General features: G+C 62.5%; 13 protein-coding genes. 6 read left to right on the forward strand and 7 right to left on the reverse strand.

The window, feature by feature from the left end; all coding sequences use genetic code 11:
* Nucleotides 1-16: 16 nt before the first annotated feature.
* From YU3_RS0105400 to YU3_RS0105425, 6 genes are all read right to left on the reverse strand, one after another.
* Complete coding sequence (locus tag YU3_RS0105400) at nt 17-784, reverse strand: GntR family transcriptional regulator (RefSeq protein WP_036257909.1); 768 nt, start codon at nt 782-784, stop codon at nt 17-19.
* Complete coding sequence (locus YU3_RS0105405; RefSeq protein WP_027165288.1) at nt 781-1,653, reverse strand: ROK family protein; 873 nt, start codon at nt 1,651-1,653, stop codon at nt 781-783. Before YU3_RS0105405 ends, YU3_RS0105400 begins: the two co-directional genes overlap by 4 nt.
* Complete coding sequence (locus YU3_RS0105410; RefSeq protein ID WP_027165289.1) at nt 1,650-2,390, reverse strand: PIG-L family deacetylase; 741 nt, start codon at nt 2,388-2,390, stop codon at nt 1,650-1,652. Before YU3_RS0105410 ends, YU3_RS0105405 begins: the two co-directional genes overlap by 4 nt.
* The gene (locus YU3_RS0105415) at nt 2,387-3,217 is read right to left on the reverse strand and encodes a carbohydrate ABC transporter permease (RefSeq protein ID WP_245273429.1); all 831 of its coding nucleotides are present in this window, start codon (nt 3,215-3,217) and stop codon (nt 2,387-2,389) included. The genes YU3_RS0105410 and YU3_RS0105415 overlap by 4 nt, the downstream gene beginning before the upstream one ends.
* Nucleotides 3,218-3,258: 41 nt before the next feature.
* Complete coding sequence (locus YU3_RS0105420; protein ID WP_027165291.1) at nt 3,259-4,191, reverse strand: sugar ABC transporter permease; 933 nt, start codon at nt 4,189-4,191, stop codon at nt 3,259-3,261.
* 115 nt (nt 4,192-4,306) lie between these two features.
* Nucleotides 4,307-5,578, reverse strand: coding sequence for an extracellular solute-binding protein (locus tag YU3_RS0105425; RefSeq protein ID WP_027165292.1), 1,272 nt, complete (start codon nt 5,576-5,578; stop codon nt 4,307-4,309).
* A gap of 320 nt (nt 5,579-5,898) precedes the next feature.
* Here YU3_RS0105425 and YU3_RS0105430 point away from each other — a divergent pair, with 320 nt between their 5' ends.
* The 5 genes from YU3_RS0105430 to YU3_RS0105450 all read left to right on the forward strand — a co-directional run bounded on the left by YU3_RS0105430 (nt 5,899) and on the right by YU3_RS0105450 (nt 12,835).
* A complete protein-coding gene (locus YU3_RS0105430; RefSeq protein WP_027165293.1) occupies nt 5,899-7,191 on the forward strand; it encodes an extracellular solute-binding protein in 1,293 nt (430 codons plus the stop codon).
* 39 nt (nt 7,192-7,230) lie between these two features.
* On the forward strand, nt 7,231-8,124 hold the full coding sequence (locus YU3_RS0105435) for a sugar ABC transporter permease (RefSeq protein WP_027165294.1): 894 nt from the start codon (nt 7,231-7,233) through the stop codon (nt 8,122-8,124).
* Nucleotides 8,121-8,981, forward strand: a complete 861-nt coding sequence (locus YU3_RS0105440; RefSeq protein WP_027165295.1) for a carbohydrate ABC transporter permease — start codon at nt 8,121-8,123, stop codon at nt 8,979-8,981. The genes YU3_RS0105435 and YU3_RS0105440 overlap by 4 nt, the downstream gene beginning before the upstream one ends.
* A 147-nt stretch (nt 8,982-9,128) precedes the next feature.
* The gene (locus YU3_RS36040; protein WP_245273430.1) at nt 9,129-10,016 is read left to right on the forward strand and encodes a class I SAM-dependent methyltransferase; all 888 of its coding nucleotides are present in this window, start codon (nt 9,129-9,131) and stop codon (nt 10,014-10,016) included.
* Between the two features lie 236 nt (nt 10,017-10,252).
* The gene (locus YU3_RS0105450; protein ID WP_036257989.1) at nt 10,253-12,835 is read left to right on the forward strand and encodes an EAL domain-containing protein; all 2,583 of its coding nucleotides are present in this window, start codon (nt 10,253-10,255) and stop codon (nt 12,833-12,835) included.
* A gap of 57 nt (nt 12,836-12,892) precedes the next feature.
* Here YU3_RS0105450 and YU3_RS36045 read toward each other — a convergent pair whose 3' ends face one another.
* A complete protein-coding gene (locus YU3_RS36045) occupies nt 12,893-13,552 on the reverse strand; it encodes a methyltransferase domain-containing protein (protein WP_084507919.1) in 660 nt (219 codons plus the stop codon).
* 210 nt (nt 13,553-13,762) lie between these two features.
* Here YU3_RS36045 and YU3_RS38580 point away from each other — a divergent pair, with 210 nt between their 5' ends.
* Nucleotides 13,763-14,353, forward strand: a complete 591-nt coding sequence (locus YU3_RS38580) for a TetR/AcrR family transcriptional regulator (protein WP_051333854.1) — start codon at nt 13,763-13,765, stop codon at nt 14,351-14,353.
* Nucleotides 14,354-14,358 lie beyond the last annotated feature (5 nt).

The following is a 14,358-nucleotide window of genomic DNA, read 5'->3' on the forward strand; positions in this document are numbered from 1 at the left end:
TACTCCTGTTTATGTGTCAGCTTCTGGTGTTTGGGAGACGGCCGGCGCGCAGCGTCGAGCGGATTTCGTAGCGGTCGCCGCGCATGACGGAGACGGTGAACTCGAACGGGCCGCGCTCGTCGATGGTGATGCGCTCGACGACGAAGGCGGGACTGCCCGCGGGCAGGCCGAGCAGCTCGGCATCGGCGGCGCTGACGGCGCCGACGCGATAATTCTCGCGCGCCTCGACCGGCACGATGCCGTACTGGCGCTCCAGCGCCTCGTAGAGCGAGCCCTTGAGCAGGCCGGCATCGAGGAAGCCAGGCACGCGCTCGGCCGCCAGTTGCGCCGTCTGGATGCCGATCGGCTCGTTGTTGCCGAGCCTCAGCCGCCTGATCCGCACCACCGGATCGCCCTCCTCGATTTCCAGCGCGCCGGCGGCGGCCGCATTGGCCGTCGTCAGGCTGCAGTCGAGCAGGCGCGAACCTGCCACCACGCCGATATTGCCCATCTCCTGGGTGAAGGAGGTGAGCTCGCGCGTGCCGGCGACCAGCGTGGTCGAGCGCACGAAAGTACCCCGGCCGTGCTCGCGCCTGAGCAGCCCGCTTTCCTCCAGGTTGCGCAGCGCGTGGCGCAGCGTGATGCGGCTGACGCCGAACAGCGCGCAGAGCCGGTCCTCGGCAGGGATCTGGTCGCCGGTTGCCCATTCGCCGCTCTTGACGATGGCGCGGATCGCCTCCTCGACCTGATACCAGAGCGGCTCCGGCCGCCTGCGGTCCGGCTGCTGAAAGCTTGCTTCGCTCATCGGATCTGCCTCCACCCGCTTCCCACCTGCCCCGCAAGCGCAGCACCAACCAGGCCGGCGCGGGAGCCGAACAGTCCGGGCTTGACTTCGATGCCGCGCAGATGCGGCGGCAATTGATGCCGAAGCGCCGCAAGCAATGGCGGCGCAATCACATCCAGCGCATCCGCCAGGCCGCCGGAGATCAGGATGACGCCTGGATCGAGCAATCCGACGGCGCCGGCGAGCGCCGTGCCGAGCTGGCGCGCCGGCACCTCGAGCAGGGTCTGTGCGGCAAGCTGGCCTGCCTTGGCGGCTGCGAGCAGCTGGCGGCTGTCGGCCAGTCCGATCTGTCTGGCAATGGCGTCCAGTGCACGGCCGGATGCGACACGCTCCAGCCAGCCGTTGCGCTCCTCGCCCTGGTCTTCGATGTCGGCGCAAGCCCAACCGAAGGAGCAGGCGCCGCCGTGCGAGCCGGCGACGATGCGGCCATTGGCCAGCACCGCCGAACCGATGCCGGTGCCGATCGCAAGCAGGATCGCGTCGGAGATGCCCTTGGCCGCGCCCTCAGCGGCTTCCGCCAGCAGCGCGATCTGCGCATCGTTGCCGACTGCGACGCCGATGTCGGGAAAGAGCGCCGCGACGTCGACGCCGTCGAGCCAGGGCAGGTTCGGAATCCAGCGGCAGATTGAGCCTTCGACCAGACCCGGCACCGCAAGCCCGAGCGCTTTGGCTTCGCCTGCAGCCGCAAGCGCGCGGACGCGGGCGACGAAAGCGTCGAGGCTTTCCGGCGCCGGCTCGCGAACTTGCGTCGCAAGGGCGCCGATATCGCCCGTATGGACGGCGGCGCGCAGGTTGGTGCCGCCGAGATCGATGGCCAGAACCCGCCTCATGTGCCGCGCCCCCGATCGGCGGGCGGCGCGAACAGCCCGCTGCCGGCATTCCAGGAGTGCGAGGCCGCCGCAAAGGCCTGCGCATGGCGGGTGCCGCGCAGGCAGCCGCGCAGCCTATAGAGCGCGCTGTAGTAGTCGACATAGGGAAAGCTGCTTAAGCCCCGCGCCAGCTCATACTCCATCACCGCCTCGTGCCAGGCGTCGAAACCGGCACTGACGTCTACGAGATGCTCGGGGCGAAAGCCTTCGTCGTCCTCCCAGTTCTCGCCGAAAAGCAGCAGTTGCGGCGGATACGCGGGATGAGCGCGTTTCAGCGTCGGCAGGGCGGCAAAGAAGATGCCGTTCTGGGTGAGGTGCGCCGCCGCGCGATGGTCCTTGTGCCAGCTGCCATGCCAGTGCGTGATGACGACCTCCGGCTGCACCTCGCGGATGAGGTCGCAGACCTGCAAGGCGGTCGCGTTGTCGTTGGGCAGGAACGCGTCGCGCAGCTTCATGTTGCGCATCGTCACACCCAGCCGCGCCGCCGCCTTCGCCGCCTCGTCCTCCTTCTGAGAGGAATAGTGTTCCGGGATCAGGCGGGGATGGCCCTGCTCGCCCATCGACAGATGCAGGAAGGTGACCTCCGCGCCGCCCTTGGCGGCCGCCGCGGCCAGCGGGCCGGCGATGACCTCGGCGTCGAAGGCATGCGCCCCAACGACCAGGATCGAGCGCGCGGCATAGACCTTGTCCTCGATCATTTCATGCCTCCCCCGGCGCCGACGCCCTCGCGAATCTGGCGCGCCAGCAAACAATACATGATCAGGATCGGCGCCATGGAGATCGCCAGCGAAGCGAACACCAGGCCCCAATCGGTGCGGAACTGCCCGACGAACACGCTGATCGCCAACGGCACCGTCTTGTAGCGGTCGTCGAAGATGAAGATCAGCGGGAAGAAGAAATCGTTCCACACTGCGATCGCCGTGAAGATGGCGACGATCGACACTGCCGGCTTCACCATCGGCAGCACGATCTGGAACAGGATGCGCGCCTCGCCGGCGCCGTCCATGCGTGCTGCCTCGTCGAGCTCGGAGGGCAGCACGCGCATGAAATTGGCGAAGATGAAGACGGCGAACGGAATGCGGATCGCGGAATAGACCAGGATCAGCCCGGTGAGCGAATCGAGCAGGCCGAGACTGCGCATCAGCGTGAACAGTTCCACCGAGGCGAGCCGGATCGGCAGCATGATGCCGGAGAGAAAGAGGCCAAGCATGATGCCGTTCCAGCCAAGCCTGTAGCGGCTGAGCGGATAGGCGGCCATCGCCGAGACGACGATGGTGAGGATCACCGCGCCGCCGGTGACGATCAGGCTGTTGATGAAATTCTGGCCGAGATCGGCGCGTGTCCAGGCGCGCACGAAATTGTCGAAGGCAAAGCTTTGCGGCAGGCCGAGCCGATTGTCGTAGATTTCCGCCGTCGTCTTGAAGCAGGAGACGACGAGGATGTAGAGCGGCAACAGCACCGCCGCTGTCCAAAGTACCAGGATGGCCCAGCCGGGCAGCCGCGCCAGTTGCTGCGGAATAGCCAATCCTTGCTGGAGGGCCAGTCTTCTATGAAGAGACGGGGCGCTCATAGCTCGACCGTCCGCTTGTCGAAGAAGCGCAGCATCAGAAGCGTACCGAAGCTGAGGATGAGGAACAGCATGGTGCCGAGCGCCAGCGCCAGCCCGATGTCGGTGATGCCGACCGCACCCTCGGCGCCGAAGGCCAGCCGGTAGAAATAGGTCACCAGCGTATCGGTGGAATAGCTCGGATTGCCCTGCACGCCCTGCATCACATAGACGATGTCGAACTGGTTGAAGGTGTTGATGAAGGAGAGCGTCGTCAGCGTGCCGAGCGCCGGCATCAACAGCGGCAGCGCGACGGAATAAAGCATGCGCGCATTGCCGGCGCCGTCGAGTTTCGCCGCCTCGAACACTTGCGGCGAGATCTGCCTCAGGCCCGCCGTGTAGATCAGGACCGGCAGGCCCATCCAGTTCCAGGCGTCGACGGCGATCAGCATGCCAAGCGCAGTGTGGCTGTTGCCGAGCACGGTCAGGCTGCCTTGATGCAGGCCGAGGCCGTTCAGCGTCCATTCGACGATGCCGCCCGGCGCCAGCAGCAGCCGCCAGAGCGCACCGACGATGACGGGGCTGAGCACCGCCGGGAAGAAGAACACCGACTGGAAGAAGGCGGCGCCCCTGCTGCGCAGGAAAAGCAGCCAGGCGAACAAAAGGCCGAGACCGTTCTGCAGCACCATGATACCGAAGAACCACGCCACGTTGTGCCAAAGCGCCCCATAGAGCCGCGCGCCGCTCGGGAACACGAACAGCCGCGAGAAGTTCGCCAGTCCCGCGAACTCCTGCATGCGCAGCCCCTTCCAGGTGAAGAAGCTGCCCCACAGCGACAACAGCAGCGGATAGAGCACGAACAGCCCGTAGACGGCCAAAGCCGGCAGGATGAACAGCACCGCCATGCGCTGCTGCGTGCGCTGGAGGCTGGTCGTGCGGCGGAGCTTGGTCATGCGCTGCATTCTATCGAGGTAAAGCGCCGGGCGACTGGGGCATGATGCCGAAAGGTGTGAAGCGGTTTTCGGACGACATCATGCCCGTCTCATTGATTGGAGCGGCCGGCACTTCTTACTGCTTTGGCTTGAACCAGGTGGCGACGGCCGCCTGCATGTCGGCCGCCAGCTTCTCCGGCGCGACATTGCCTTCGACCATGTCGATGATCTCGGATTGCAGCACCGACGACGCGGTCGGCGTCTGCCAGCGGAAGCCGACGAGTGTCAGGTAGGGCGTCGAGTTTTTCGACATCTCCATCATCTTGGCAAGCACCGGGTCCTTGACGGTGACGTCGGTGCGGGCCGGCGGCCAGCCGAGCTCGTCGGCGAAGGCCTGGGCGAATTCGGCCGAGGCCATGTAGTTCAATACCTTGGTCGCTGCTTCCTTGTTCTGGCTTTCCGAGACCAGGCCGTAGGAGCCGTCGGAGAAGGCCGAGGCGTAGAGCTTGGTCGAGGCGTCGTCGGCCGGGAACGGGAAGATCGAGAATTTCAGGTTCGGGTTCTGCGATTTGAAGCTGCCGTTCTCGAACGAACCACCGAAGAACATTGCAGCCTTGCCGCCGATGAATTGCTGCGTCGCGGTGGTGTAGTCGATGCCGGCAAACCCGTCGGAATAGTATGGCTTGAGCTCGGCGAAACGCTTCAGCGCTGCGACATAGCGCGGATCCTCGAAACTCGCCTTGCCGCTCATCATCTCGTCATAGAAACCGGGGCCATAAAGCGTCGGGCCGATAACGCCGACGCCGATCTCCAGCTCCCAGGCCGAACCGTTGGCGCCGCCATTGGCGATCGGCGTGATGCCGGCCGCCTTGAGCTTCTCGCAGGCGGCGATGAAGTCCTTGTAGGTCTTCGGGATCTCAATGCCCTGGGCTGCAAAAATGTCCTCGTTGTAGAAGACGCCCATCATCGGCACCGAATAGGGCACGCCGTAGATCTTGCCGTCGGCGCGGCCGCGCGCGCCGCCAAGGGCTGCGTCCGGCATGTTCTTCAATTCCGCCACGCTGTCGTCGAGCGCATCGAGATAGCCGCCCTCGATGAAAGGCTGCAATTCGCCATAGGCCTTGAGCTGCGCGATATCGGGCCCGCGGCCGCCACGCAGCGCCGTGCTCAGGCGGTTCTGGTAATCGGCATCCGGCGTGAACTGGATGTCGACCTTGATATCAGGGTTCTTCTTCTCGAAGGCCTCGAAGATGCGGTGCATGGCGGCTTCGTCCTCGGTGCGCCAGCTCCACAGCGTCACCGTCGAGTCGGCGCGGGCCGGCAGTGTCGTGACGACGCCGGCACAGGCCGCCGCGATACCGCCGATCAGACCGAGCGCGGCGCGCCGATGAATTGAAAACATGCTCATTACCAGTTCTCCCATTTTCGGTTTTGAGGCTCGCGCGGCAACAGGCCGGAGGCAGTTGTCTGCTTTTCTGCAAAGTCATTATAACGACATGATGCCATCCGCAAGAGCTATGAAGATGCTGACTGCCGACAGTCGATCGGAAGTCAGACGGGAGGAGACGTCATAACCATCTGATTTATATGAATGATTTAGTGCTGTCGGTATTGCCGGGGATTTTTGATCCACAAGCGTAATCAAAACGTTCGCGTGCAAGGGCTTGCGCCTTAGCCCAAACTTGTCATAACGTCATTTGCTCTCGTACGGCTATGTGGAGGATGCGGATGTCGCTTGCCTGGATTTCGAAGCTCGCTCTCGCCGCGGGGCTCATCGTCCTCCCCGCGACTGGCTGGGCGCAATCGGTCAACATTTCCTATCTGACACATTGGTCGCCGGAAACGGTCGCGCTGCTCGAAGCGGCGGCCAAGGATTTTGCCAAGGCCAATCCGGATGTCGCCATCACCGTTCGCGCCGTTCCCTTCGGCGATCTGCTGACCACGTTGCGGTCGCAAGGCGGCTCCTCCGACGGTCCGACGATCGGCGGCATCTACGATTTGTGGCTGCCGGAACTGGCAAGGGACAAGCTCGTCGCCCCTGCCCCCGAACCGGTGGCTGCCGAGGTGAAAAGCGCCTGGCCGGCCGGCGTCGTCAGCGCCGCGTCGGTCGGCGGCACGCTCTATGGCATCCCGAACGAGATCGACGTCTACGCGCTGAACTACAACAAGGAACTGTTCAAGGAGGCAGGCATCGCCGCGCCTCCGAAAACATGGGCCGAATTCAAGGAAGCCGCCGCCAAGCTGACCAACAAGGACAAGGGCCAGCAGGGCTTCGGCATGATCAACTCGTGGGCGGCGGGGGTGGTCCATCCCTTCGCCTCGCTGCTCGTCTCCAATGGTGGCAACCTGGTCAAGGATGGCAAGCCGGCGCTGGACAGTCCCCAGGCCGGCGAAACCTTCGCGCTCTACGAAGACTTGATAAAGTCCGGCGCGAGCAATCCGGCGATGGCGACGGCCGACGCCAACACCACCGGTCCGTTCCTCGACAATTTCGTCTCCGGCAAGACCGGCATGATCATCATGGCCAATTGGTGGGAAAGCGCGCTGAAGTCCGGCATGGGCGACAAGTTCGCAAACGTCGCCACCGCACCGATCCCGGTAGGTCCGAGCGGCGACAAGCCGCATTCGATCTCCTATTCCTGGATGACCGTCGTCAACGCCAAGGCAGGCGAGGCAGAGCAGAAGGCGGCCTGGGAGTTCCTCGCCTGGCTGAACAGCCCGAAATCGGGCAAGAACGGCGCCTCGGCCATGTCCGACATATTGATGTCGATGGGCATCCTGCCGTCACGGAACTCCGACATCGAGGCGCACAAGGACAAGCTGGGCTCCGAATTCCTGTCCGGCTATGTCTCCGTGCTTGCCGATGCGCGGCCCTTCCCGGTCGTGCCCGGCGGCCAGGAGTTCTCGGAATCCCTGCAGCAGACGCTCGAAGCGTTGCAGTATGGCCAGGTCTCGGCCAAGGATGCGCAGGCGAACGCGCAGGCCGACGCCACGTCGATCCTGGAGCGCGCGGCCAAGTAAGCTCGGGTCTCCAGCCCGGCTGTGTTTTGGGTCCGATGAATGGCCAAAGCTTTTCGTGCTTCGGCGGGCATCATGCTTGCGCCCGCCGTGACATTGATCGGCGTGTTCGTGCTGCTGCCGATGCTGCTGACCGTCTGGCTGTCCTTCCAGGATTGGTCGACGCAGACGCCCTTTTCCGACGCTGGTTTCATCGGGCTCGGCAATTTCCGCGAGATCTTCGGCCCGACATCGGTCGGACGCGATTTCAAGACTGCTTTGCTCAACACCGCGATCTACACCACGCTGTCCGTCATCCTCATCCTGCCGCTTTCGGTCGTCTTCGGCCTGCTGGTCTATCAGCGTGAGGTCGCCGGCGGCACCACGCTGCGCACGGTGCTGTTTTCCACCTATATGGTGCCGATGATCGCGGTGGCACTCGTCTGGTCGAAACTCTATTCGCCGAGCGAGGGCCCGCTCAACCAGTTGCTCGGCCTGGTCGGCATCGGCCCGCAGCCCTGGCTCTCCTCGCCGCGCTCGGCGCTGGTCTCGATCGTTTTCCTCAATGTCTGGCAGCAGGTCGGTTATTTCACGGTGCTTGCGATCGCCGGACTGACGCAGATCCCCGGCAGCCTCTATGAGGCGGCGACGCTCGACGGCGCCAACCGTCGCGAGCAGTTCCGCTTCATCACGCTGCCCCTGCTTCGCCGCACGCTTTTGTTCAGCGCCGTCATCGCCATCATCAACGCCGTGCAGGTGTTCGAGCCGGTGGCGCTGATCACGCAAGGCGGACCGGTCGGCTCGACCAATGTGCTCACCTACCACATCCGCCGCGTCGGCATCGAACGCGCGCAGGGCGGGCTTGGCTCGGCCATGGCGGTGATGCTGATGCTGTCGCTGATCGTCTGCGTCTCGGCGCTGTTCGCTTTCGTCAACCGGAAGGACAGCAGCGAATGAGCGCGGCAACCCGTTCGCTCGCCCGCAGGCGCCCGTCGGGGCGCAAGGCGCTGGTTGCGACACTGATGCTCCTGGTCGCCGTAGCCTCCGCATTCCCGCTGGCCTGGATGGTGCTCTCCAGCCTGAAGACGCCGGCCGAGACCATGCAGGTGCCGCCGGTCTGGATCCCGCGCACACCGACCCTCGAGGCCTACGAAAAGGTCGCCGGCGTCATCAATGTCGGCCGTTCGATGTGGAATTCCTTGGTTATCGCCACTATCACCACGGCCGGCATCCTGGTCACCAGCATGATGGCCGGCTACGCCTTCGCCAAATATTCCTTCGCTGGCCGCTCGCTGCTGTTCTCGCTGCTGATCGCCACCATGTTCCTGCCGCCGATCGTGACGCTGATCCCGCTCTACCGCATGGTCGGCTCGCTTGGGCTGAATGCCAGCCTGGCCGGCATCATCATGCCCAATCTGGCCAACGCCTTCGGCATCTTCCTGATGCGCCAGTTCATCGCCGGGGTGCCCGATGATTTGATCGACGCCGCGCGCATGGACGGCGCTTCCGAGTTGCTCATCCTGTTCAAGATCGTGGCGCCCAGTGTCGCTCCCGCGATCGCCGCGTTGGCGCTCTTCGCTTTCGTCTATCATTGGAACAGCTATCTCTGGCCGCTTACCGTGCTGCAGGGCAATGCCGACGCCTATCCGATCGTCATCAGCCTGAGCCGGCTGCTGAGCTACAACCGCGGCGCCGTCAACACCGGCCTGGTGATGGCCGGCGCGACGCTCGCCGTGCTGCCGCCGCTGGTCCTATTCGTTTTCCTGCAGCGCTTCTTCGTCGATTCCATCGTCGGCTCGGCGATCAAGGGGTAGCTCTCTCGGCATTCAGGTACCAGGCGGCAATTCCCCTCCGGCGTAGTAGCACCTGAGCATCATTGCCACCCGCCGCCGCGCCGTTGCGACATCCAGGATTGACGCGCATGCCCGCGCACTGCAATGTGCATTAACCAGCTGTTTACCATGCGGCGGCTGAAGATCGGGGGCCATTTGGAACCGTTTTTGGACGCGAACCTCCTGAACTGGGATGATCGGGCCGAGCTGCATGCGACCGACAGAACCGGCAGCTACCGCATCGAGAATGTGCTGGCTGGCGGATCCAATCTCTATGAGCTGGAAGCGCGCGAGGTTGGTGACATTCTCGGCAAGGACATCGTCCATCTGCAATGTCACATCGGGCTCGACACGATCAGCCTGAGGAACCTCGGCGCGGGCAGCGTGACAGGCCTGGACTTTTCACCAAAAGCAATCGCTGCAGCGCGGGATTTCGCCTCCAAAGCGGGCAGCGACGTTCGCTTTGTGGAAGCGCCGCTGTATGAGGCTGTCGAAGCACTCGACCGGACCTACGACATCGTCTACGTCACCTGGGGATCGGTAAACTGGCTTGACGACGCCTTCCGTTGGGCCCGGGTGGTCGCCGATCTTCTGCGGCCCGGCGGCCGGCTCTATTTGGCCGAGGGCCATCCCTTGATGTTCCAGTGCAATCGCAAGGCCGCGGCGCTCGAGTTGAAGCACGACTGGCGCACGCCACTGACGCGGCCGCTCGTCTGGAACGAGGATCTGACCTACACCGGCGATGAGCGCACCTTGAAGCATCCTCGATATTATGAATGGATCCATCCGATCAGCGACGTGGTGAACGCGCTGATCGCAGCGGGGCTATCGCTCGATTTTCTCAACGAGCACGAGACGGTTTCCTGGCAGCACTTTTCCTTTGCAGTGAGGGCCGGCAAGGATATGTACGGTCTGCCCGAAAATGCTCCCAAGATTCCGATGGCCTATTCAATCGGAGCGACCAAGCGCGGCGCAGGGACATATCGGATCATGCCGAAGAAGGTCGATAGCCACTAGTTTCGCCATGTACGGGTTCTGGGGATTCCGCGCGCAACGGCGCCCGAACTGTCGGAAGGCACAGAAATTTTAAGGATTGTGAAGGCTAATATTAAGTTATTGCGAACTAATATTCCCTCGGTCAGGTTCGCCCGGAGAGCCTGAGAAGCACAGGGAAACTCGCCCTATTGGCTTTTTTCGCCAGCAGGTTCGGCCGCCTAAAGGGGGTCTTTTCACCGGCAAGGATTCCGGCGGCGATCGCTATTGTGGTTATTGCCGTTTGCGCGATGTTCGCGGACCATCAGAATAAAATCGTCTCCGACCAGGCCACCCGCGCCGACGTTCTGGCCAAGGTCAGTGTCATTCGCGCCAAGCTCGAAGGAAACATCAACGGCAACCTTCAGCTGACTCGAGGACTGGTCGCGGCAGTCACGACCGAACCCTACATGGGACAGCAACGTTTTGCTGAGCTTGCCAGCCGGCTGTTCAACGAAGAGTCACAACTTCGCAATATTGCAGGCGCGCCCGATCTGGTCATTTCCTTGATGTACCCGATGGCCGGCAACGAGAAGGCAGTGGGCCTTGATTACCGCAAGAACGACCAGCAGCGTGCGGCTGCCCTGCGCGCGCGCGACGAGCGCAAGCCTATTCTCGCCGGTCCGATCGATTTGCAGCAGGGAGGACAGGCCTTCGTCGGCCGATTTCCGGTATTTGTAAAAAGCGCAGGCAACACCGACCGATTCTGGGGCATCGTTTCCGCGGTCGTCGACGTGCAGCGCCTTTATCAGGCGAGCGGTCTTCTCGACAAGGATCTCGGAATTGACGTAGCCCTCACCGGCAGTGATGCCCTTGGCGCGAAGGGACTCCAATTCTTCGGTGACGAGCGGGTCGTCAAGAGCAATCCGGTGACGGCAGATGTTCTGGTTCCGTCGGGCTCCTGGCAGATTGCTGCCATTCCCAAGAACGGTTGGCCCGCCACTCCCGCCAACGCATGGCTGCTGCGGACGATCATGGCGGTGGCGGCGGCGTTGATCTTGATCCCCTTCCTGGCGGCAGGCCGCCTCATTGATGAAAGGCAGCGAAACTATTGGGAACTGCAACGGCTGTCGCGACGGCTGGAACTTGCTTTGGAGGCGTCGGCCATCGGAGTGTGGGAGCACGATCTCGAAACCAACCATCTTGGGTGGGATGATCGTGTCAACGAAATATACGGCAGAGAGGTTGACGGCGGGCCGCGCGGATATACCGACTGGGCCCAAGCCATTCATCCTGCCGATCTGCCTGGCGCGCTTGCGGACTTCGACAAAGCCGTTGCCGGACGGAGCACATATTCCTCGGAATACCGCGTCGTTCGTCCCAACGGCGAAATTCGTCACGTCCGGTCCAGGGCAATGTTTTACCAGACTGCAAGCAATTCGCCTCGAATGGTCGGCGCGGAGTGGGACGTAACGGCAGACGTTTTGCTGAACAACGATCTGGTTCGTGCAAAACAGCTGACCGAGTCGAAAAATGTGGAACTCGAGTCTGCCAGGGCGCGCATAGAACACATCGCCCTGCACGATTCGCTGACGGATTTGCCCAATAGGCGTTACCTGGACCAGGTGCTGGAGGATTACGCGGCAAAGGCCAGGCTCGACGGCGGTTACGCAGCGCTGCTTCACGTAGATCTGGACCGCTTCAAGCACATCAACGATACGCTCGGCCACGCGGCAGGCGACGCAATGCTGGTGCATGCGTCATCCGTTCTCCAGTCCAACGTCGGCGACCACGGTTTCGTCGCCCGGATTGGGGGAGATGAATTCATCGTGCTCTGCACGGTGCATGATGATGTCGGCCAAGCAGCCACGCTCGCCGACCGTATTATCGAGCAGATGCGCCGACCCGTGTATTACCACGGTCATCAATGCCGTTTTGGCGTCAGCGTCGGAATAGCAATCGACAACGACAGAGATGCCGATGCCAAGCAGTTGCTGGTGAACGCCGATATCGCGCTTTACCGGGCAAAGAGGCGGGGGCGCAATCGGCATGAATTCTTCAGTGGAGAGCTGCAAAGCGAAATCGTCAACACGAAGAGGATTGCCGACGAGATTCTGGCCGGCCTCGAGCGAAACGAATTCATCGTATTCTACCAGCCTCAATTCGACGCGAAGACACTGGAAATTGTGGGCGTTGAAGCACTGGTGCGGTGGAAGCACCCGCAGAAGGGTATTCTGGCTCCTGACGTTTTCCTGAAGACCGCCGAAGAACTGAACGTCGTCTCGATGATAGACCAGAAGGTCCTCCAGCAAGCGCTTTTGGATTTCGAGGCGTGGTCTGCCGAGAAGATTGGCATTCCGCGCGTGTCAGTCAACGTCTCGGCGAGGCGCCTTCGCGATGAGGAACTCCTGAAGAGTTTGCGCGACCTCAATATCGGGAAGGGAACTTTTTCATTTGAGCTCGTTGAGTCGATCTTCCTCGACGACAACGACGATCTGGTCACATGGAACGTTGAGCAGATCAAGCAACTCGGCATCGACATCGAAATTGACGATTTTGGCACCGGCTATGCGTCCATTGTCAGTCTGCTCAAACTGCAGCCGCGCCGCCTGAAGATAGATCGCCAACTGGTGGATCCCATCGTGAACTCACCCCAGCAAAGGCAGATCGTCTCCTCGATCATCGAGATCGGCAAATCCTTGGGCATCGAGATCATTGCCGAAGGTGTCGAAACAATGGAGCACGCACGTCTGCTCAGGGGGCTGGGCTGCGACATACTGCAAGGCTATGCATTCGGGCGCGCAATGGATTCCGATAGTCTGAGAAGGTTTGTTCGATCTCGTCGGTTTCGCGTCGCAAGCTAGCTCGCTGCGCCACAGTTCACGTCGGGCGCCGCAGCCGCTATGGCGTGACCGCAATCTTCACACTCTGATGCCGCGCAGGAAATGCAGGCCGAGCCAGTTGAGCGGACCGCCTTCGATGCGCTCGAAACCGGCTGTCGCCAGCGGTTGGCGGAGGCGATGCAGGTCGAACTGGCCATGCAGGCCGTGCTTTGCCGACATATGTCCGCGCTCGCTGACGGGACCGGCATAGTCGATCAGCAATAGCCGTCCGCCCGGGGGCAGAACGCGCGCTGCCTCGCGCAGGCAAAGGCTGCGCCTTGCTTCCGGCACCATGTGCAGCACCGTCGTGAAAGTGACAACATCGAAGCCTCCGTCCTCGAACGGCAGTTTGGCCGCATCGGCATGATAAAACGCGATGTCGAGGCCCGCTCGGCCGGCCTTGCGACGGGCGGCGGCAAGCATCTTCTCGGAGACGTCGACGCCAATCACCGATCCACCGGGCTGGACGCGGCGCCAGGCCGAAATCGCCTGGGTGCCGGTGCCGCATCCGACGTCCAGCAGTTGGAAGCCCGGCGCCAGGCCAGCCAGGTCGAGCAGAGCCTCGCGATAAGCCCGGTCCCGACCACGGGTCAGCATCAGGACCAGCAGGTCATAGAGGCGCGGAAAGCCGATACCCTTGTTGGCATCCGGGCCGATTGTAGCCCCGGCATTGCGCACTTCGCTTCGCATATGATGCATGTTCGTCACGTCCTCTCTTCAACGGCACCAGAGCCCGCGAGTGCCGGCACAGTGGCTGTCAGCTGGCGAAGCTTCAGAACAATCAGTATGATAATGGACACTCTGTCCTGAATTTTCGACAGACGATGCGGACGGAACGTCCGTTAGTGAACAATTCGGGTCTGCCCGTCCTGGAAAAGGCGCCGGGGATTAGCGAAGGAGGAGTGATCGATGCCGCGGGATATCGATCGGCGGGCCGCCCGTACGCGCAAAGCGCTTCATCAGGCTCTGCTGACGCTCATGCTGCGCAAGGGCTATGAGGCCCTGTCTGTGCAGGACATCATCGATGAAGCCGACGTTGGCCGCTCGACCTTCTATGCACATTATGCCGGCAAGGAAGACCTCCTGCGTAGTGGCTTCCAGATGCTTCGCAAGGAGCTCAAGGAGGCGCAATCGACGGTACGCGTGGGAGCCGAAGCATCACACGACGATCCGCTTGGCTTCAGTACGGCCATGTTCGAACATGCGGCCCGGTATGCCGACCACTACCGGACGATGACCGGCGGACGAGGCGGTGCCGTGACGGAGAACGAAATCCGCCTGATCCTGTCGGAAATGGTGCGACAGGAATTGCCCTCTAGCCTTCACGGCGACACCATCCCGCGCGACTTCGTCGTGCAATTCATCGTCGGCGCCTTCCTTACGGCGCTGAACTGGTGGTTCGAGCGAAAGGCGAAACTGTCGCCGTCTCAGGTCGACGCCATGTTCCGGAGCCTTGTGCTCGACGGGCTTTCACCGCTGATCGGCGAAGAGCACCGTTAGGCGGC

Source organism: Mesorhizobium sp. WSM3224, assembly GCF_000427725.1.
In the GTDB taxonomy this organism is placed as follows: domain Bacteria; phylum Pseudomonadota; class Alphaproteobacteria; order Rhizobiales; family Rhizobiaceae; genus Mesorhizobium.

Bases quoted from the DNA above. Each gene is read 5' to 3' on its own strand.
- YU3_RS0105400 (WP_036257909.1), bottom strand. From the start codon at position 784: ATGAGCGAAGCAAGCTTTCAGCAGCCGGACCGCAGGCGGCCGGAGCCG.
- YU3_RS0105405 (WP_027165288.1), bottom strand. From the start codon at position 1,653: ATGAGGCGGGTTCTGGCCATCGATCTCGGCGGCACCAACCTGCGCGCC.
- YU3_RS0105410 (WP_027165289.1), bottom strand. From the start codon at position 2,390: ATGATCGAGGACAAGGTCTATGCCGCGCGCTCGATCCTGGTCGTTGGG.
- YU3_RS0105420 (WP_027165291.1), bottom strand. From the start codon at position 4,191: ATGACCAAGCTCCGCCGCACGACCAGCCTCCAGCGCACGCAGCAGCGC.
- YU3_RS0105425 (WP_027165292.1), bottom strand. From the start codon at position 5,578: ATGAGCATGTTTTCAATTCATCGGCGCGCCGCGCTCGGTCTGATCGGC.
- YU3_RS0105430 (WP_027165293.1), top strand. From the start codon at position 5,899: ATGTCGCTTGCCTGGATTTCGAAGCTCGCTCTCGCCGCGGGGCTCATC.
- YU3_RS0105435 (WP_027165294.1), top strand. From the start codon at position 7,231: ATGGCCAAAGCTTTTCGTGCTTCGGCGGGCATCATGCTTGCGCCCGCC.
- YU3_RS0105440 (WP_027165295.1), top strand. From the start codon at position 8,121: ATGAGCGCGGCAACCCGTTCGCTCGCCCGCAGGCGCCCGTCGGGGCGC.
- YU3_RS36040 (WP_245273430.1), top strand. From the start codon at position 9,129: ATGCGGCGGCTGAAGATCGGGGGCCATTTGGAACCGTTTTTGGACGCG.
- YU3_RS36045 (WP_084507919.1), bottom strand. From the start codon at position 13,552: ATGCATCATATGCGAAGCGAAGTGCGCAATGCCGGGGCTACAATCGGC.
- YU3_RS38580 (WP_051333854.1), top strand. From the start codon at position 13,763: ATGCCGCGGGATATCGATCGGCGGGCCGCCCGTACGCGCAAAGCGCTT.